The following is a 19,149-nucleotide window of genomic DNA, read 5'->3' as shown; positions in this document are numbered from 1 at the left end:
ACCCGACAGTTCACTGTATATGACTGCTAACCTTGGAAAGTAAGGAATAACAATAGATTGATTGGTCCAATGCGGCGACAGAGAGGGCCCTGTTGGTAGCCGGTAAGCGGCCCTACAACCTACCATGACTATCACTGAACCAGAGGTTGCTATTGGAGCGTGGGTCTGGCATGAAAGGCGACCCGAGATAACCCGCTCCTTTTTCAGTCGCTCTGTGCGTACCGTAGTGAACTCGCTCCAGCAACACAACTGTGCTGTACAACTCACAGAAGCGAAGCAGCATTCCTCACTCTCAAGGAGGACATAGCGTGTATAAAGGCTCGACTGTCGGTGTCGTCGTTCCGGCATACAACGAAGAGGGGTTCATCGGTGAGGTCGTTGACTCACTTCCGGAGTACGTTGACCAAGTGTTCGTTATCGACGACTGCTCGACAGATGGCACGTGGACTGAAATCAAGGAATACGTCGACACCGAGGAAAAACAGGCAGGTATCTCTAGCGACTCTTCAAAACAAATAGTTGTGGCCGATGGGGCCGGGACAACAATCTCTGAAAGTCAGACGTTCCTCGACAAGCGGATCGTCCCAGTCCGCCATCAGACCAACGGTGGTCGCGGGGCCGCCGTACAAACTGGATACGAGCTAGCGCTTATAAGCGGTATGGACGTGGTTGCGGTCCTTGATGGCGACGGCCAGATGGACCCGGACATCCTTGAGAAGATACTCGACCCGGTCGTCGAGGGGGAAGCGGATTACGCGAAAGGCAACCGACTGATATCCCGCCGTCACTGTACTCAGATGTCCAACTGGCGGTTGTTCGGGAATGCTCTTCTCACGCTGTTGACAAAGATGGCCAGCGGACACTGGAAGATGCGCGATCCACAGAACGGATACACTGCGATCTCTGCGACGGCGCTGGAGGCACTCTCGCTGAACGACCTGTTCGACGATTATGGGTTCCTGAATGATATGCTCATTCAGTTAGACGCCAATGGAATGACTGTTCAGGACGTGCCGATGGAGGCGCTTTATGGCGACGAGTCGAGCGGAATCAGATACAGCTCGTTCGTCCCGAAGCTATCTCTTCTGTTACTTTATGGGTGCATCTGGCGGTTACAACAAAAGTATCTCTCCCGAACAGAACCGGAGTAACCACTCAAGATGGGTGTACGTCGTTTCTGGTCCGGAAGCGACGTAATCAAACGCCGGTATGCAGTTGTTACTTATTACAGCGTAGGCGTGAGCGGAACGCATGGGAAGGTGGTCTGATACTTTGCCAGCGACTGTGGATTTGCTTGCTGCCGTTGGGTACACAGCGGTTGTGCTCCTCGCTTCACTCTCGTCTCTTGAAGGAGTCTTTCTCGCAGCCATCGCGCTCCCGTTCTTGCTATTCGTCCCGGGTTATGCCGTGGTCGCGTCGCTGTTTCCCACTTGGAACCCGGAGTACGAGAATCACAGATTGATTGCCACCGAACGGCTACTGTACTCAGTTGCGGCGAGTATCTGTTTGGCAATCATCGTTGGAGTCAATATTGAGTTCACACCGTGGCCGATTCACCCAACACCAGTTATTACTGCCCTTGCTATCGTAACTGTGGTGACAGCCGGGATCGCATGGTATCGACGCCACCAAAGGGCTCCGACGGGCCTCGGCCAAGCCTCAATGCCCTCTGGAACTTCACAGGCAGCCAGTGGACGTTCCGACGGGGAGAGAATACAGTTAGGAACTATCGCTGTGAGCGTGGCGATTCTTGTCACGTTCGCCAGTGTAACATTGGTCGCGGCTCAGCCACAACGCGGCGAAGCGTACACAGAGTTTGGGCTGCTGACCGAGAGTGAGGCTAGCGATCTGGAGGCCAGTGGCTACCCAGAACAGATCGCGATGGGCGAGTCCAAACAGATGTATTTCACTGTCACCAACCACGAAATGGAGACAACTGAGTACGTCGTAGTCGTGCAGTTGGCCAGAGTCGCGCCGACTGGAGAAGTGACCGAGCGGACACGGCTTGATAGTTATAACAACCGGACTGCGACTGGAGACCGCTGGCTGCAACGTCACACGGTTACGCCAGTACTGGAAGGGGAGCGCTTGCGGTTGACGTATCTGTTGTACAGGGGCGGCCTCCCGGATCAACCCACAGCTGAAAATGCGTACCGTGAGACCCACATCTGGGTCGATGTAACGTGAGCTACCAACGACAGGAACCTGCAGGTCGGTTTGGGACAGTTTGATGATTATTGTAGGACAGCCTAACTCATGACGGGGTGAGTGGCTCGGAACGGCTACCGACATTATTGGTGCCCTCCACAGACACGACGTTTCGAATAAACGCTTCGTACTGATCGATCACGGCTGTCGGGGCGAAATCGGTCGCACGCTCAACCAGCACATCTCTCGGGAGTGGGTCGTCGAGCGTCGTCTGGATGGCCGCTGCAAGTCCTTCATCGTCATCGACATCCACGAGTGGGCCAAACTCACCGTCTTTGAGGATCTCTGCTGGGCCACTGGGACAATCGGTTGAGACGACTGGACATCCGCAGGCAAGTGCCTCGATGAGGACGGTCGGCAGACCCTCGTGGATTGAAGACATTGCGAGGACATCGGCACTCGCCATGTAGCCGTAGGGATTGTCGACAAAACCGGGAAACGAAACTACATCGTCGATACCCAACTCGGCTGCGAGCCTTTCGAGTTCGGTCCGCTTCGACCCACGACCCACAACTATTGCACGCGTGTCCGGTTGAGCAGCATGGATCCGTTTGAAAGCGCGGAGGAACGACTCAAAGTTCTTCGCTCTCTCTAAGCGTCCGACACCGAGAACAACGTCGAGGTTCGGCGAGTGGGTCCATGGATGATCCACCGATTCCTCTGCCCGCTCCTGTACCTCTTGGACTGGGATTGGGTTGTGGAGAACGGCCACCTTCTCGCGGCCGACGCCGACGTGTTCTACGACGCTGTTGGCGACACCTTCAGAGACGGCGACGAACTGGTCCGACTGATGGGCGAGGCGACGCTGCAACCATTGGACGAGCTTCTCTTTCGACCCCTTCTGCAGCCCGAGCGTGTTATGAATTGTCGAGATTGTGACAGTATCTGACCCAGATAGCGCCTGTGAAATCATATGAATATCGTTAGCATATGTCATCTGTGAGAAAAGTATCTCGGGAGACCGTCGGCACAGATATCGCACGAAAGCGGGAATGCTCGCACCGATTCCTATCCCTGGAATCCGCCGTGTTCCGAGGTCAACCATATTTACACTCCCAAGAACATCGGACCGGAAATCTCCCTCGTTGTACGACACCACAAGATCTACCTCATATCCACGCTTCGAGAGTCCATTCGCGACAGAAACGGTCACACGTTCAGCACCACCGACTGTCAGAGAGGGAACGAAGAACGCTATCGGCCCAGTGTTTACCATTAGTTTCACAATCTGTGTGGGAGGGCTTGTTTATACTCACCTTACACCGTTTCTCGGTGTGCGTTTCTGACTTTTCGGTAGTGATTTCGTTGGTTCGAATCTCTCGAACCAACTCGGCAGGTCGTGTATTGGGGGGCGGACTGCTCTCTATGAGAGTGACACAACGAACTAGCAGACCAGACGTAGGTAGCATAGCGCGGAGAATAATCCATCTAACTCGTCCGTGTAGGGAGGGTATAATTTTGAGCACCGGTGTAGATTACGTGAGCAATGTGTGGAATCTGTGGTCAGTATCTTCGATCTGGCTCACCTGTAACTGATGATCTTGAACGTATGAACGACTGTCAGCGTCATCGAGGTCCTGACGATGACGGAATTTTTACAGATGGAAGCGTTGGACTCGCACACCGACGACTCAGTATTATCGACCCCGAGAGCGGCGGACAGCCAATCGATAACGAGGACAGTACGGTAACCGTCATCTTCAACGGGGAGATCTATAATTACGGTCGTCTCAAAGATCAACTCATATCCGCTGGACACCGGTTTACCACTGAGACCGACACGGAAGTGCTGGTTCATCTCTATGAGGAAGAAGGTCCAAGTTTCGTCGACGAACTCGACGGAATGTTCGCGTTCGCTCTGTGGGACAGTGATCGAAACCGTTTATTACTGGCCCGGGACCCGATGGGTATCAAGCCGCTCGTTCTCGCCGAAACGGACGACAAGCTCGCGTTTGCCTCCGAGCTCAGTTCCCTGTTCGAGAGCGATATGGAACTCGGCGGCATCGACCGAGACGCACTTGCTCAGTACTTCGCATTCGGCTATATCCCGGCACCAAAAACGGCCTTCCGTAACGTCTCGAAGGTCCAACCCGGCGAGCGGATACTCATATCCGACGACGGTATCGACCGCGACAAATACCACGAGCCATCGATCACTCCCCGCGACCCTGACATTGACACTGCTGCCTCACACCTACGCTCGCTCATCGAATCGGCGGTCGAAAAACGTCTGATGGCTGATGTTGAACTTGGAGCGTTCCTCAGCGGGGGAATTGATTCGACAATAATCGTCGGGACGATGGCACAGTTACTCGATGAGCCGATAAAAACGTTTACCGTCGGTTTCGACCAAGCTCGATTTGATGAGTCTTGGGCGGCACGAGAGGTGGCGTCTTTCCACAATACCGATCATCACGAGATCACGCTCACAGCCAATGACGTCCGTGAATCCGTGCCGGATGTTCTGAATAAATTGGGGGAACCCTTTGCTGATCCGGCACTGATGCCGAGCTACGCTGTGTCTCGAGCCACGAAAAATAACGTCAAGGTCGCACTCTCAGGGGACGGTGCCGACGAACTGTTTGCTGGCTATGATAAGTACCGGGTTGAGTCCCTGTCAAAATACTATCGAGCGCTGCCATCGCAAATACGAAAATACGCCGTTGAACCGGCTGTGAATGCGCTACCAGCCTCGCGTGGGACTGCAATCGGAGACGCCGTATACAAAGGACAGTGGTTCATAAACCGAAGTGGAGAGCGATCGGTTCCCGAACGTCACTTCGATTTAATGCGTGTATCCGATGACCAAGCTATCCAGTCCGTCACGAACGTTGACCCAATCGAAGCTGGGCAGAGCACCCTCCGGACACAGCACGCCGCGATATCGCCCGAACTGACTGATCAGGCAAGTCTGGCACGGATACAGGCTGTTGACACCCGCTTGTCGCTCCCAGATCAAATGCTCACGAAAGTTGACCAGGCCAGTATGTACAATTCACTTGAAGTACGTGTTCCGTTCCTCGATACTGATGTCGTTGAGTATGCACTCAGTCTCCCAACAGATCACAAACTAACTGGCCGTGATCGAAAACGCGTGCTGAAACGAGCCTTCGATGATGTGCTGCCGGAGTCTATCTTACAGCGAAGCAAACACGGTTTCGACATGCCGATCGGTGAGTGGTTCAAAGACGAACTCGCAGACGAGTTCGTCTCGATGGTCCGTTCTACCGATTTGGGCATTCTCGATACCGCTGCGGTTTTAAATCTATTCGAGGAGCATCTCAATGGAAACCACGACCACTCGCGGTTCCTCTGGACGGTATACGTTTTCAAACACTGGGCTCTGCGCATGCAAGAACAGGGAGTCCTCGAATAGGCAAACGAAGTCAAGATTCAATGTGATCGCACGCCACAATTTGGTGTCGCGAACCGGTTATAGAGGCGTATTACTCAAAAAATCGGACTATTAACTATACCCGTCTACCTGTAATGATCGGCCGAAATAAATGCACATACTCCGGGTCGCGCAAGATATCTTTCCTGAAACCGTCGGTGGTGCGCCATATCACATACATGCCCTGAGCCGCGATCAGGCTGCGATGGGCCACGAGGTCACCGTATTGACTGTTTCGGACGATGTCGAAGAGCGAGAGGTCACTGACCAGAACGGGTACACTCTGATCAAACAACCGCCGAAGCTAGAGCTCCTCGGGAATCAAATCTTCGCCAATACTGTCCGTGATTTGCGTGGTGTGGAAGACTACGACGTGGTTCATACCCATTCTCACCTGTTTTTTTCGAGTAACGTGGCCGCACTGTACTGCCGAATGGCTGATATCCCAGTTGCAATCACATGCCATGGTCTCAACTCACAACGAGGTCCGTTCTGGTTCTCGCGTGCACACCTACGTACGCTGGGCAAGTGGACATACGATTCGGCCGACATCACGCTTTGTTACACCGATGTTGAGCAATCTAAACTCCGTGATCTTGGTGTCGACGCTGACATCGCGGTTGTAAACAACGGGATCGATACCAGCCGCTTTTCACCTACTGGACGAGATTATCCCCGTATCGCGAACCAGAGCGGTCAGGCAATTGTATTTGTCGGCCGCTTAGTCGACGGGAAGCGGCCCCAGGACGTATTAGATGCGTTCGATACGATACGAGATCGGTGCCCAGACGCATCGCTGTTTTTCTGCGGCGATGGCCCGCTTCGAGACAGTCTTGAATCGACGGCTGCTGATAAAGGACTTACAGATGCTGTGGAATTTTTGGGCCGTGTTCCATATCAGCAAATGCCCTCGGTATTCCGAGCAGCGGACCTCTTTGTGCTTCCGAGTCGGACTGAAGGGTTTCCACGGACAGTTATCGAAGCGTTAGCCTGTGAAACACCAGTCGTTGCCAGCAATCTTGAGCAGACCTCGGAAATAGTTAACCAAACTGGAGAAGCAGTCCAAGTCGGCAATGCTGAGGGATTCGCGACAGCGATTGTTGATTTACTTAGCGACCAGCACCGTCTCTCAGAACTCGGAGAGCACGGTCGAGAAATAGTCACGACGCGGTACAATTGGGAAGAAACAGTGCGAGCAACGACACAAATACTGGGCCAAGTGGCTGAAACCGGCGACTCTGTGATTCAAGAAAAAACGGAGTCAACCAGCAGCCCCGCGCCCGTGATTAAGGACGAACTCTGAACGAATGGCGTATCGAGCCCCGACTGGTTCAGGTTGCTCAGTTCTATGCCACTGTCGCAATTTCATAAAACAACCAACATTTTTTCTTAGGTGGTTTATTGGCGCTGTCCGTGGCCTGAATTCGATGAGAGTGATCGTCTCAAACGCATTAGTTGCTGATTACTTAATATCTACTGTACATAAGACTGCACAAGAAGTTGACATCACGCTGTGTGGCAGGTCAGAAGGGGAATAAATGAGTCACGAGACTAACCTTGATCAGGAGTCGTTTGACAGCTTTGAGTTCGCCAACCGCGATATACAGGAATATCTGGTCATACTCTTGTCCGGGATTCTTGTCCTCGAGACCGTGCTTTTCCTGTCCATTCAACCGGTAACCGGATATGAAACCTCGCTGGTAGACGGACTATCCCACCTGTTCTGGTTCGCCTTCTATTCGGTTCTGATTGGTGGAATATTGACACTGATAGCAGCAGCTATTACGCAAACGAGGTACTGGCGACATGGTCTTGGCCTCGTGCTTTCAAACTATGCGCTGTATTTTTTTCTTCCGAAAGCCCGCGGTTATCGGTTTTATGGACAGGGAACGGCAGACGCGTTACAACACATCGGCGACGTCAGGGCGATTCTGGAAACCGGCTCACTTCCGGGAATCTGGTACCCGGGCGAACATGTGTTGATGGCCGAGATGGCAATGCTAGGTGTCCCGATGGACGCGATGCCATATCTGATAGCGTTGCTGTTTACGACGCTCCAGATTATCGGAATCGGGGTCCTTGTGAAGACACTTTCTGATAAACGAGGGAGTCTAGCGGCTGGATTAGCAGCTGGCAGCACACTCCTGTATACGACCTTCCATCTCTCAAACCATCCGGCCATGAACTCATTCATGGTCGTCCCAGTTTTACTCACGCTCACAGAACTGTATCGACGGAGCAACGACAATGAGTATCTTCTCTTGATTCTCCTATTTGGTTTGTTTGTCATCTACTCGCACCCGATGACAACCTTGTTTATGTTGGGTATACTACTGTTGACTTCGGTTTACTCCGGGGTATTCGGACGGCTTTCCCTTTCGTCCACCCCGCAACTCAGCCCGCGACTTGGCGTGGCCTTCCTTCCGCTCCTATTCGCTTGGCTCACCAACTTCGGTCAGACGCGTCAGGCTATAATAAAAGTCGTTGCGTCGCAAGATGACGTGAATCCAGCGGCTAGAGAGGTGCAGCGAGCGGGGTCCGTCCAGTTTTCCCCGGTGGAACTCGCTGAAAAATTCGTCACGCTGTACGGCTCGACCACAATTTACTTCGCTATCGCTGGGTTATTCGTCCTTTTCACGCTGTACTGGTTTCTCTCCAAGGAAATGCAGTACGAGTGGGGCTTCGGTTCGGTTCACTTTGTCGCGGGGATCGGTGTCGCAGCGACCTTCCTCTTGGGCAATCTTATCGTGAAAGGAATAATCAGAATAAACAGATACGCACTCTTGTTCGCTGCAGTCCTTGTCGGGCTGGCGCTAATCAATAGCGCTGTCAGGCGGCACTCAGTAATCACGGTTTGCTTGACGGTGCTCGTGCTTTTGAGCGCCTGTCTCGCTGCAAACGCTGCCTACGAGCCAAACCGTCACATGACCTACGCAGAGTATGACGGGTCTCAATTCATGGCAACGAATATCGATGAAGGGGTTCCTATTCATGCGATGGATACGTCACACAAGATGGAAGCGTTCGTCTTGGGTACAAACCATCCGCGCTACTACCCGCAGAGTTTCGGTGTGGACAATAACTTGCCACGGAATCTTGGCTATTTTAGTCCGGATGTTATTGCAGCTGACACATTCGGCCGAGGCTACGTCGTCACCAAAACACACGATGTCAAACAGCACACTGCTTCGTATTATACAAAAGACCAACAGGAGTATCTATTCCGTTATGATGAAGACAGTCTGGTGAGGATGCACAACGATCCGACAGCAAACAAGGTTTACACCAATGGTGGGTTCACTGGCTGGTCTGTGACGCCCCAAAATTAGCCAGCAAGGTGACGCATAGCCAGACACTAACTTTACTTTGATACCCCAAACCACCACCAGTTATATGCCAAATCCTCTCGTCAGCGTTGTCCTCCCAACATACAAACGACCGGACAAGCTTCGGAGTGCAGCACGGAGCGTCGCAGATCAGACGTACTCAAACATCGAACTCATCGTTGTAGACGATCATTCTCCGCAACCGGCAGCTGATACACTTGCTGGAGAGTCACTAAAGGGTATCGAAATCAACTGTGTCCGTCATCAAGAGAACAGAGGAGCGAACCAGGCACGGAACACAGGAATTCAACGGGCAGATGGGGAGTACATCGCGTTGTTAGATGACGACGATGAATGGGACCCGGAGAAGATTGCTCGACAGGCCTCTGAGATGGAAGAGAGCGCTGACAGCGTCGGCGTAGTCTACACTGGCTGTGAGTATGATTACGGAGACTACACACGGGAGGTTATCTTTACCACCGAAGGGAACGTGACAAAAGAGCTCCTCTTAGGTGAGTCATTCGGTGAATTCTCGACACTGATGGTCGCGACAGATATTATCCCACAAGCTGGCCTCCCAGACGAGCGGTTTCCCAGCTGGCAAGATAGAGAGTGGCTGATACGACTCTCGTTACACGCTGAGTTTCGTGTCATCCCGAAAGCATTGACACGTCGGGATTGCCCGCAAGGTACAGACCGAATCAGTAACAACTACACTGAAAAACGAGACACTTCCTACCCGCTGATGGTCGAGAAACACCGGGCGCTCGCTGCGCGGTACGGACGAAAATATGAGCGGGCCTTCCTCGCGTCACTGCTGTTCATTCTTGGACAGGAAGCGCTACGCGCCAGAGCATACTCCGATGCGAGAACACAACTACTTAAATCAGTGTACTACTGGCCGTTTCGAACTGACAGGTGGATGTTCGCACTCGCTGCGCTCGGGGGCAGATTTAGCTACAAACCGGCGAAAAGCGCAATGAAGACTCTCAACTCGGTTAAAAATGAAGCAATTACGAAATGAGTCAGTTCAAATAGATGCTCTGCATAGCCATCTGGTAGTGTTTTTACCCGCTGCTTCATACTTCGTAGGGGTGTCTTTACTATACTGCTGTAGTAGCCAACCTCTGGTAGCATGGATCTCGAGGTAGAGAACGTCCTCATATATGTCGACGATGCTGTCAGATATAACGCAATTAACGATGATCTCGCGGAACTCGGGCAGACCCACAAGACGGTTGCAGCATCAACACACACGCCCACGTCGTTCGGGAGTCTACTGACCGGGCTATTACCACCGAACAGCAACATCCACAGTTTCAAGCATTCTGTGCCCGCGAACGTCCGCTCAGCATTCGATATCGAGAGCCACAAGGTTTCAATAGCCGCTCAAGGGGGCATGAACCACAGTATTGCGGAGATGTTTGCTAATCCCCCCCGAAAATCGATTAACGAGATCGAGCCCCCCTTTGTCCACGTTGCGCGTCGGCCCGGTGGCCACGCGCCGTATAACGGATTCGATTGGGACAACTACGAATACCGCAGCGAGACCGCTCTTGAATACCTCTGGCGCGTATCGTCAGACCCGAACACGGCGCGAGAAGACTACTACAACGGTGTTGGCCGCTCGTTCGAAGAGTTCAAGAGCGTACTTCAGACGCTCGAACGTAGGGGGCTTCGTGAAGATACTCTCGTCATCTATACCAGTGACCACGGCGAGGTACTCGGAGAATACGGGTACTTCGGACACACACACCTTGCGACGCCTGAAGTCGTCTACGTTCCGACGTCGTTCATTCATCCGGATCTGGCCCCCTCTGGTGAGAACGGGCTCTTACATCATGTGGACATCTTACCGACGGTCGCGAGCGCGATGTCCTCCAAACCTGATTTCGGTCGGGTGGATGGAAACAGAGAAGGAGAGGGTCGGACGACCGGTTACACCCACCTGAACCACATTCGGTACGGCTCGTTACCGGGACCCGCTGAGAAGGTCGTCAGTTTCACTGGCGGGTTTGAGCGGACGATCAAGAGCCTCTGGGACGAACATGGTGGCCACACGTTTGTCGACGGGCACAAAACGACGTCATCGATCATCTATCTGGCACTGCTACTCGAGAAGCCCTTCGGACGACAGGTCTTCCACAACAAGAAGATTCGAGACTCATATCGTCGATTCACCCCGGGACATCAGACGTATGGCAACCCACAGTTTACCGCGGAGGAAGCGCGGACGGATATCGCGGCCATCCTCTCCGGAGAGAGTGAGGAGGAAGTACGTGATATCGACGAAAGCACGACAGAACAACTCGAAAACATGGGGTATCTCTGAGTATGATCGTTCGCATGAACATGGAGTACACACTCTATCGCAATAGCATACAACCAAGCGGAGTGACACAGGAATGACCGCGGAGCGTACGACCCTCTGGTACTTCATCGGCGCGCTGGTCGTCGGTGGTGCCGAGCGCACACTTGTTGACCTCGCGAATGAGGTCAATGGAGATGAGTATGATGTCACCATCTGGACAATATTTTCCACGAATCCGCTTGCGACAGACCTTTCCCCGGAGGTCACCGTTCGGTCGCTCACGGACGCTGGTCGTGTTTCAAACGGGGCGATAGATGGAGTCGAAAGCCCACTCGTCTATTTGTTCGCCCCGCTCAAGTTCTGTCTCGTCGCCCGCCGTGAACAACCCGACCTCATACAATCGTTCCTTTTTTACGACAACGTAATCGCTAGGATCGCTGGCGTGGTCTGTTCTGCAACCATTATTACCGGCATTCGAGAAGTACCTAACGAGGAACCGTTTGTCCGCCGTGTTCTCGATCGGATGACGATCTCACTCTCACACGCCATCGTTTCGAACTCCACAGCGGGACGGAAATACGCCATTGAACGTGGTGCAGACGAAGAAAACGTGGCGGTGGTCTACAATGGGCGGGACGTAGAACAGTATCGGACAACAGACCCAGCGAACCTGCGATCAGAGCTAGACATCCCGACGGAGGACACTATCATCGGAACCGTCGGTCGTCTTGTTGAGCGGAAAGGCCACTTTGATCTCCTCGATGCATGGCCAACTATCGTCTCCGAAATCCCCGAAGCACATCTTGTTTTCGTCGGTGATGGGGCCGACCGAGAGCGGCTGACGGAACGAGTCGATTCACTCGACTGTGCTGATTCAGTTCATTTCCTCGGCACCCGACAGGATGTTCCAGCAATTCTCGGCTCGATAGATGTCTTCGTCTTCCCTTCTCACTACGAGGGACTCCCTGGCGCAGTGATCGAAGCGATGGCTGCCGAGCTTCCAATCGTCGCGACACCTGTAGACGGTACTAACGACCTGCTGGAGAATTACCGGACGGGGTTGTTCGTCGACGTACAGGCACCCGATGAAATTGCGTGGGCGACTATACGGCTACATCAGCACCAGTCTCTTGCCGAAACCCTTGGAACCGCCGCAGGGCAGCGAGCGGCGAGCGAATTTACGACCGACTCGATGGTCGACGGCTTCGAGCGAGTGTATCGGGAACTGGAAAAAAGGCCTGAAGGGACCGCCTACGCACAACCGCTGATCGAATAATGGCTCCCCCGAAATTTTATTTGAAGAGTAGCATCAGCATATTTTACTTGGTTTGTGTAAAGTGATCGATATGGCAAAAGAGACGCCGAATCATAGCTATCAGCGTCCGGATCGTGGTACACAGGACTGGCATATCCCGCTGAACGAAAATTTCTCTCGCATCGACACGGAAGTCGAAATCAAGGATGCTGCAGAAAACTTGGACCAGTATCAACCGAAGGAGGGTGCCAAGTTCCTCGCAACAGATTCGCGACGTATCTTTTTTGGAAACGGGGAGGAGTGGCTGGAGTTCGGTAGCGCGGCAGGACTCGCGCGCTCAGTCTCACTTGGCGAGAACAGTGGGAGAACCACAGTAATGAGTGACGGAACGTTCATCGCTCAACCGGGGCAGCTACACGATGTTATCGATACCGCATCTACTGGATCTGAGTTCGGGCAGGCTCCTGCACAGACCGTCAAGATGGTATCCGGTGAGACGTACGAAGTATCCGAGACTATCCGTCTAAAGAGAGGAGTCAGACTGGAGTGCAATGGGGCTAAAGTAGTTCCGACGGGCGATTTCAACGTCTTTGAGCTCGCCCGTGATACAGTTCTCATTGACCCGTTTGTCGATACCCGCGGCAAAAGCTGGAGTTCGATACAGGTCGTTATCGGTCCTCAAAACGCACAAAAGTTGGATACAGCCAACCGCGCTTGGGTGAAAGACGCATACCTCCTTGGAGATACAGGCAAGGGCATCGGCATACAGTTCCGCGGTGGTTCGAAACCCTGCTCGATGCAGACCGCAAACGGAACTATCGATGGCTTTGACCGGGCCATAGATTTCTACGCTACCGGTGAGAACCGCGATCCACAGGGCGACTGGTCGAACGGGAACCAGTTCTGGGGACGGATACAAGACTTCCGGATCGGGATTAGTATGCGGTCGGACGGTGCAGAGGTAAGCGGAAATACCGTTCGTGTTCAAGCTCAGCCCGAACCAGAGGTAAGTGAATGGCTCTGGAAAATGGCGGACGATCCACGTGAGTCCCGAGATGATAATATGTACGTCATGAAAGGCAATACAGTAATGGCATATCCTTGGGATGTATCCTCGTTCAAACGGAACAACTCATACTATTCAGAGAGTGATCGAGATGCGCCATTCTGGTTTATCGGACGCGGTCGCCGGTATGGAAACTCACTTGTGGATATGAGCGGGGCGCGGGGAAACCAATACGTGCTCAACAACTCAGATACACCAGACAGAAATGGCATCTTCACTGCACATGGTGGATTCGTCGTCGGCACCACGGAGTACGAGACAAGCCCAGCTTACCAGCAAAACGACAGCCGAAATTGGCACCCTCAGTCGCGCAATGAGGATGAGTAAACCGCTGCCTCGTATTGTCAGGAGGGTTTAGTGAGTCCTCCGACGGTTAGTTCTTCGAGTCCTCGTGCCACATCCGACTATCGCTGTTCCGCTGGTACGCAGGCGGGTGTGAGAACTGTCTGGTGCCGGTGACCTTCCCACCATGATAGGTGAAAACCCCGTTCCGATCTGGGTAGTCCGAATTGTTGACGATGTACTGGTTCCCCAGCTTCCCTGACTGGTCAACGAGTGAATTGCCGTAGTTTATCCCCTCGCCGATGTACCATATCGGCGGCTTCCGGTCGTCGCTCTCGGCAAACGGATTGTTATCCATGTAATTATTGTTATCCCACGGATACACCATCATGGTGTTCCCGGACTTCCGGTACATATTGTCGTCCCGGTCGCTGTCAGAGCGGGGATCGTCCTCCATGTACCAGAGCCACTCGCTCACGTCGTTGTCGGGTTGGACCATCAACTTGAAGACGTTCCCCGAGACTTCGGCGCCCTCAGAGCGCTGGTTGACGCCAACACGGAAGGCCTCTAGTGAGCCGTAGAACTGGTTCCCGTTCGACCAGTCGCCCTGTCCACTGTAATCGTCCCCACTGGCATAGAGGTCGATCGCGATATCGAACCCGTGTATTGTTCCACTAGCCACCTGCATTGAGCAGGGCCTCGTCCCGCCTAAGAACTGCAGTCCGATACCCTCTCCGGGAGTTCCCCAGAGATAGGCGTTTTCAACGGTTGCACGGTTCGCCAGTTCGATCTTGTCTGCGTCCGGTGCGCCGACGACGACCTGTGTCGAATTCCAGCTAACAGACCGGGTATCAATGAACGGGTCGATGAGTTGTGTCCCACGGTACATCTCGATGACGTTGAAGTCGCCTTCTGGAATGATCCGAGCACCGTTACATTCGAGTCGGACGTTCCGTCTCAGTTTGATAGTATCCGACGGGAAGTAGTTCTCCCCGGAGACGAGCTTTACAGTCCGACTTGGGCCCTGTGCCCATGTATGTGACTTCGACGCCTGATCGATCACGGACTGTACTTCGCCCGGCGGGGCGATGAGCGAACCGTCGTCGGCTTCAGAAACTGAATCGTCGGATGTACTGAGGCTCCCGACGCGGTTCCAGTTGGTGCCGTCGCCGATGTATACTGTGCCGGTATCGGTCGCCAGGAACTTCGACCCTGTCTTCGGTTCGTACTGGCTGATGTTAGACTCAGCGTCCCGGAGTTCGACGTGATTGTCGAGTTTTTCGAAGTTTTCGTTAAGCGGTACGTGCCAATCGAGCGTGCCCTCCGCGGGCGTGTTGTATCGTTCTGCCATTGATATAGTGCGTTATTGGGCACCCCCGTACCCACCCATTCCGTAGCCTTCGCTTCCGAAGTTGTCAGTATCTGACTCGGTTGCGGTCTCGGTTTCTGTTGCTGTCTCCGTTTCTGTCGATGTCTCGGTTTTAGTTGTTGTCTCCGTCTCTGCCGCTTCACTGAATTCGAACCAGTTGAAATCAATGCCGGAGCCGATTGCTTTCACTTGGATGACGTGAGTACCACTATCCTGAACCGTTACGTCAGGAAGGGTCGCTGTCTCCCATGCTGTCCAGCCACCGGTATTTGGCACATCGACTGTCCCAAGTTGCTCACCGTCGAGGCTGAACTGCAGTTGTCTGGTATCGCGTGTCGTCGCAACGCGGACGTTGATATCGTATGTTCCGGCCGGCACCTCAGCGGTATATTCGAGCCATTCGCCGTCCTCGAAATACCCGACGTTGTACGTCCCGGAACTGTCCTGCGTTTCCCGGATGTCGACGTCAGAGCCCCGATAGCCGAGGTCGTACTCATTACCAGTAGTGGTATCATGATACGACACGCCTTCGCCGCCTAGGTCGTACGCTTGGGATTGTATCCTGCCGGGAAGCGTCGGAACGTCGTCGAGCGGCTGATTCCCGGCGATCTCAAACTCAGCCCAATTGAAATCGATACCTGACCCGATAGCTTCGACCCGAAGCACTCGCTGGCCGTCGGCGTCGATGGTAACGTCCTCTAACGTCGCAGTTGTCCACGCTGTCCAGTCGCCCGTGTTGGGGACGTCAAGGGTGCCGAGCGTCTGCTCGCCGAGCGTGAACCGGAGTTGTCTGTCGTCCCGGGTCGTCGCCACGCGGACCTTGATGTCGTACTGGCCCGGCGAAACGTCGGCCGAGTATTCGAGCCACTCGCCATCCTCGAAGTAGCCGATATTGTACTTGCCGGAGACGTCTTGTGTCTCTCGGATGTCGACATCGGAATCGCGGTACCCGGTGTCGTATTCGTTGCCGGTTGTCGTATCGGAGTACGCGACCCCTTCGCCGCCCGTATCGTACGTCTGGGCCTCGATACGGCCGGGAATCGTTGCGGATGTCCCGTTGTACGGTTCTTGAACGTCAACTTTCTCGAACTCGACCCAATTGAACTCCACACCGGAATCCAGCGCCTCGACTCGAAGGGTCGATTGCTGGTCGGCCGTTATTTCGACATCCTCTACGGTGACGGTTTCCCATGAGGTCCAGTCGCCCGTGTTAGGTACGGTGACTGTTGCGAGAGTCCCGTCGCCCATAGACAGTTCGAGTTGTCCGTCCGAGAGCGCCGACGCGACTCGCAGACTGATATCGTACGTTCCCGGAGAGACGGCGGTCGTGTACTCGAGCCACTCCCCGGCTTGGAAGTAGCCGACGTTGTACTCCCCGGACTCATCCCCCGTCGATCGGATGTCGACGTCGGTGTCCCGGTTGGCGGGCCCGTAGACGTTCCCGGCGGATGTGTCGTGATACGCTTCGCCCTCGCCGCCGATGTCGAAGTTCTGTGCCTGAATACGGCCCGGAATCGACCTGACCGTTCCCTCGTAGGGGGACTGTGACTGCGTCGTGTTGCCAGCCGAGAGGGCCAGCGAGTAATCGCCACCGCTCCGACTGACATCCATGACTTGCAGGTAATATGTCCCGCTGTCTGAGAGCGATTCTGGGAGATACACGGGGGCGTCCGAACTCGCGTACGCCTGTGACAGCAGTTCGCCGTCGGGGTCGAATACCCCGAGGGCCGCGGGCCCCGTGTCGGGGCCGGGCGTGAACTTGACGGTTACGTCTTCGGCGTCAGGCCTGAACGCAAAGAGGTCTGACGTGCCCGTCGAGAGCGCCGTCGAGAGCGTCGAATCAACGCTGAGGCTACTGACCGACTTCGCCACGCTTGCGTTTCCGGCTACCTCCGAAACGTCGACCGCGGCGAGTTGGGATGTCACTGCGGGCTCGCCCCCGTATCCGAACTGTGTCGCCGAACTACCTGTGGTAGGACTACCTTTACCGGCACATCCCGCCAGGGACGCAGCGGCAACACCTACCAATTTCATGCACGTGCGGCGGTCTACGACGGTCGTGCCCGTCGGACTCCTGTCTTCCCGCGACACCCCCTCACTGTCGTGCGAGCGATTCTGTTCTTCGTTGGTCACACTCCGGTAATCCCTATTTACTATTTTATTCGTTGTTGCGGGTTGACTGCTGTTTGAAGTACTTGCCACCCATGCAGTGTAACTTGCGTACCAAAATTGAGAGAAAATTACAAACGAAAATGACAGCTAACCTATTAAACGTCGACTGTTATCGCCGAACGACAGCGGTAGTAGGATAGTATTAACGCTCCATTACAGTAGGTTCTTACCGATCTCCCTCCAGTCCGTGACTCACTTGCAGACCCGCTGTCACGTGGTTCAGATCCAGCTACGACGCGACCGGTCCCGTCAGTCAGTTCACGTAGCCGAGATGTTCGAGCCGTTCGCGGGCGGTTTCTCTGTCCTGTTCGGTCGCGTCCGAACCGTCGGGATTCTCAGCGGTGATTTCCGGGCGGTCGCCGCGCTCGTATGTCAGCCACGGAACCGTGACCAGTCCGTCGGCGTACACCCCTCCCGGGTGTCCGTACTCCCGGATCGGTACTGGGAAACTCCGCTCGCCGATGACTTGCCCGTGGTCTGCTGTCACGACCGTTTTACCCGAGAACTCGCCGAAGAGTCGTTCGACCGCTGGCAACACCACGTCAAGGTTCTCTCTGAACGCGCGCTCGACGACCTCATCGGAGACGTCCAATTCACCACTGAGGAGCTTGTACCACTCGAAATCGAGCCGGTCCAGGTCGAAACGCTCCTGTCCGGTCGGTCCAAGAAACGGGTAGTGTGGTTGGAGGTAGTGGACCAGCAGTCGCTTGTTGGGGTACCGCTCCTTCGCCTGTATCGCGGCTTCGGTCATCGTTTCGGGGAGGACCGTCCGGTATTCCTCGTTCCATCCATCCTTTCTCCACACGTCGACGATGTCGTGAAACTGCGTCTCTACCTTGTCCCGGTGTCTATGCAACATCGGGCTTCCCGTTACGTACACCGTATCGAGGAACTCGCGTCCGTGGAACTCCGCTCCTTGAACATATCGTAGCGACACGCATCCAAGATGAGGAGGTGGTCCCAGTCCCTAGCAAAGATATCGATGCCGTCCCGGTTGTACGGCCACGTCCGCAGCCGGCGGTGGTAGAGGCGGTTGACTTCCTGTAAAATTTTGTGTGGCTCGTCGAGGCCGTGTTTCAACGACTCCAGCGTGTACATCTCTAATTGGTGGGACCGCTGTCGAACGTATTGTTATACCGTCTAAAACTGGGTCACTTCGCTAGTTTACGTCCTGAGTTTACTGCCAATCCGTGAGCCCCAACCCGTTCCCGACCAGTCCTCACCGTGCAGTGTCGCACCGGGAACCAGCACCGGCGCTTCTATCGTTCCCCCGTCGGGTCGTCGATGTCGACCCGACACCGACGCTGTAAGGACTCCTCGTCGCTTGCGAGACACGACAGCGAGATGATGGTCTCCCGCTCCAGTAGGGAGGTCTGAAACGAGATGTGGTCCCCCACCGTGGTCCCGCTGTAAAGCGTTCTCGACGTCCGGTACTCCGTCGTTCCGGTCCGACCCAACATCGCGGGGCCGTCGTCGTGGTGGCTGACCGTTAGCTGGAAGCGTAGCGAATCGTACCGCTCCCGCAGGGCGTTCGCTGTCCCGGCCGGAACACCTCCGGGCGATTGCCCGAGCACCTCTTCGTGTTCGGCTGCGACGGCGGCCCCGTCACTGTCGATGACGACGAGTTCGGTCGCTTCCCCTGCCACGGTCCCGATAAGCCGCTTCTGGACGATTTCACCTCGGTTGGCGAACAGGAGCTGGTCTACCCAGCGTCCGACTCCCAACAGTGGGAGTGCGCCGCCGAGTAGCGTTCGTCGTTTCATCGC

The 19,149-nt window shown here is 54.6% G+C and carries 13 protein-coding genes and 1 pseudogene; 9 read left to right on the top strand and 5 right to left on the bottom strand.

What is annotated here, in order from left to right; genetic code table 11:
- The first annotated feature begins 308 nt into the window (after positions 1 to 308).
- Positions 309 to 1,151 (top strand): glycosyltransferase family 2 protein, encoded by an 843-nt coding sequence (locus Har1129_RS19190; protein WP_151102423.1) that lies wholly within the window; start codon positions 309 to 311, stop codon positions 1,149 to 1,151.
- Positions 1,152 to 1,251: 100 nt separating this feature from the next.
- Complete coding sequence (locus Har1129_RS19185) at positions 1,252 to 2,187, top strand: DUF1616 domain-containing protein (RefSeq protein WP_151102422.1); 936 nt, start codon at positions 1,252 to 1,254, stop codon at positions 2,185 to 2,187.
- A 67-nt stretch (positions 2,188 to 2,254) separates the two neighbouring features.
- On the opposite strand, the gene Har1129_RS19180 is transcribed toward Har1129_RS19185, so the two are convergent.
- Positions 2,255 to 3,424 carry a glycosyltransferase gene (locus Har1129_RS19180; RefSeq protein WP_151102421.1) on the bottom strand — a complete coding sequence of 390 codons (1,170 nt, stop codon included), beginning with the start codon at positions 3,422 to 3,424 and terminating at the stop codon, positions 2,255 to 2,257.
- A 270-nt stretch (positions 3,425 to 3,694) separates the two neighbouring features.
- Between Har1129_RS19180 and asnB the strand changes: the two genes are divergently transcribed.
- The 7 genes from asnB to Har1129_RS19145 all read left to right on the top strand — a co-directional run bounded on the left by asnB (position 3,695) and on the right by Har1129_RS19145 (position 13,887).
- A complete protein-coding gene (gene asnB, locus Har1129_RS19175) occupies positions 3,695 to 5,584 on the top strand; it encodes an asparagine synthase (glutamine-hydrolyzing) (protein ID WP_225307872.1) in 1,890 nt (629 codons plus the stop codon).
- Positions 5,585 to 5,714: 130 nt separating this feature from the next.
- Positions 5,715 to 6,905 (top strand): glycosyltransferase family 4 protein, encoded by a 1,191-nt coding sequence (locus Har1129_RS19170; RefSeq protein WP_151102420.1) that lies wholly within the window; start codon positions 5,715 to 5,717, stop codon positions 6,903 to 6,905.
- 235 nt (positions 6,906 to 7,140) lie between these two features.
- Positions 7,141 to 8,931, top strand: coding sequence for a hypothetical protein (locus Har1129_RS19165; protein ID WP_151102419.1), 1,791 nt, complete (start codon positions 7,141 to 7,143; stop codon positions 8,929 to 8,931).
- A 64-nt stretch (positions 8,932 to 8,995) separates the two neighbouring features.
- Complete coding sequence (locus tag Har1129_RS19160) at positions 8,996 to 9,952, top strand: glycosyltransferase family 2 protein (RefSeq protein ID WP_191906219.1); 957 nt, start codon at positions 8,996 to 8,998, stop codon at positions 9,950 to 9,952.
- Between the two features lie 111 nt (positions 9,953 to 10,063).
- Complete coding sequence (locus Har1129_RS19155; protein WP_151102418.1) at positions 10,064 to 11,260, top strand: sulfatase-like hydrolase/transferase; 1,197 nt, start codon at positions 10,064 to 10,066, stop codon at positions 11,258 to 11,260.
- A gap of 73 nt (positions 11,261 to 11,333) precedes the next feature.
- Positions 11,334 to 12,515 (top strand): glycosyltransferase, encoded by a 1,182-nt coding sequence (locus Har1129_RS19150; protein WP_151102417.1) that lies wholly within the window; start codon positions 11,334 to 11,336, stop codon positions 12,513 to 12,515.
- A gap of 70 nt (positions 12,516 to 12,585) precedes the next feature.
- The gene (locus Har1129_RS19145; RefSeq protein ID WP_151102416.1) at positions 12,586 to 13,887 is read left to right on the top strand and encodes a hypothetical protein; all 1,302 of its coding nucleotides are present in this window, start codon (positions 12,586 to 12,588) and stop codon (positions 13,885 to 13,887) included.
- Between the two features lie 46 nt (positions 13,888 to 13,933).
- Here Har1129_RS19145 and Har1129_RS19140 read toward each other — a convergent pair whose 3' ends face one another.
- The 4 genes and pseudogenes from Har1129_RS19140 to Har1129_RS19125 all read right to left on the bottom strand — a co-directional run bounded on the left by Har1129_RS19140 (position 13,934) and on the right by Har1129_RS19125 (position 19,146).
- Positions 13,934 to 15,193 (bottom strand): hypothetical protein, encoded by a 1,260-nt coding sequence (locus tag Har1129_RS19140; RefSeq protein WP_151102415.1) that lies wholly within the window; start codon positions 15,191 to 15,193, stop codon positions 13,934 to 13,936.
- A gap of 12 nt (positions 15,194 to 15,205) precedes the next feature.
- A complete protein-coding gene (locus tag Har1129_RS19135) occupies positions 15,206 to 17,344 on the bottom strand; it encodes a carbohydrate-binding domain-containing protein (protein ID WP_151102414.1) in 2,139 nt (712 codons plus the stop codon).
- Between the two features lie 292 nt (positions 17,345 to 17,636).
- Positions 17,637 to 18,481: pseudogene (locus Har1129_RS19130) on the bottom strand (hypothetical protein).
- A gap of 161 nt (positions 18,482 to 18,642) precedes the next feature.
- Positions 18,643 to 19,146, bottom strand: coding sequence for a hypothetical protein (locus tag Har1129_RS19125; RefSeq protein ID WP_151102413.1), 504 nt, complete (start codon positions 19,144 to 19,146; stop codon positions 18,643 to 18,645).
- Between the last annotated feature and the right edge of the window lie 3 nt (positions 19,147 to 19,149).

It is taken from the genome of Haloarcula sp. CBA1129, assembly GCF_008729015.1.
In the GTDB taxonomy this organism is placed as follows: Archaea; Halobacteriota; Halobacteria; order Halobacteriales; family Haloarculaceae; genus Haloarcula.
Note: the sequence above shows the minus strand (reverse complement) of the source record. Positions and strands in the feature narration are given on the sequence as shown.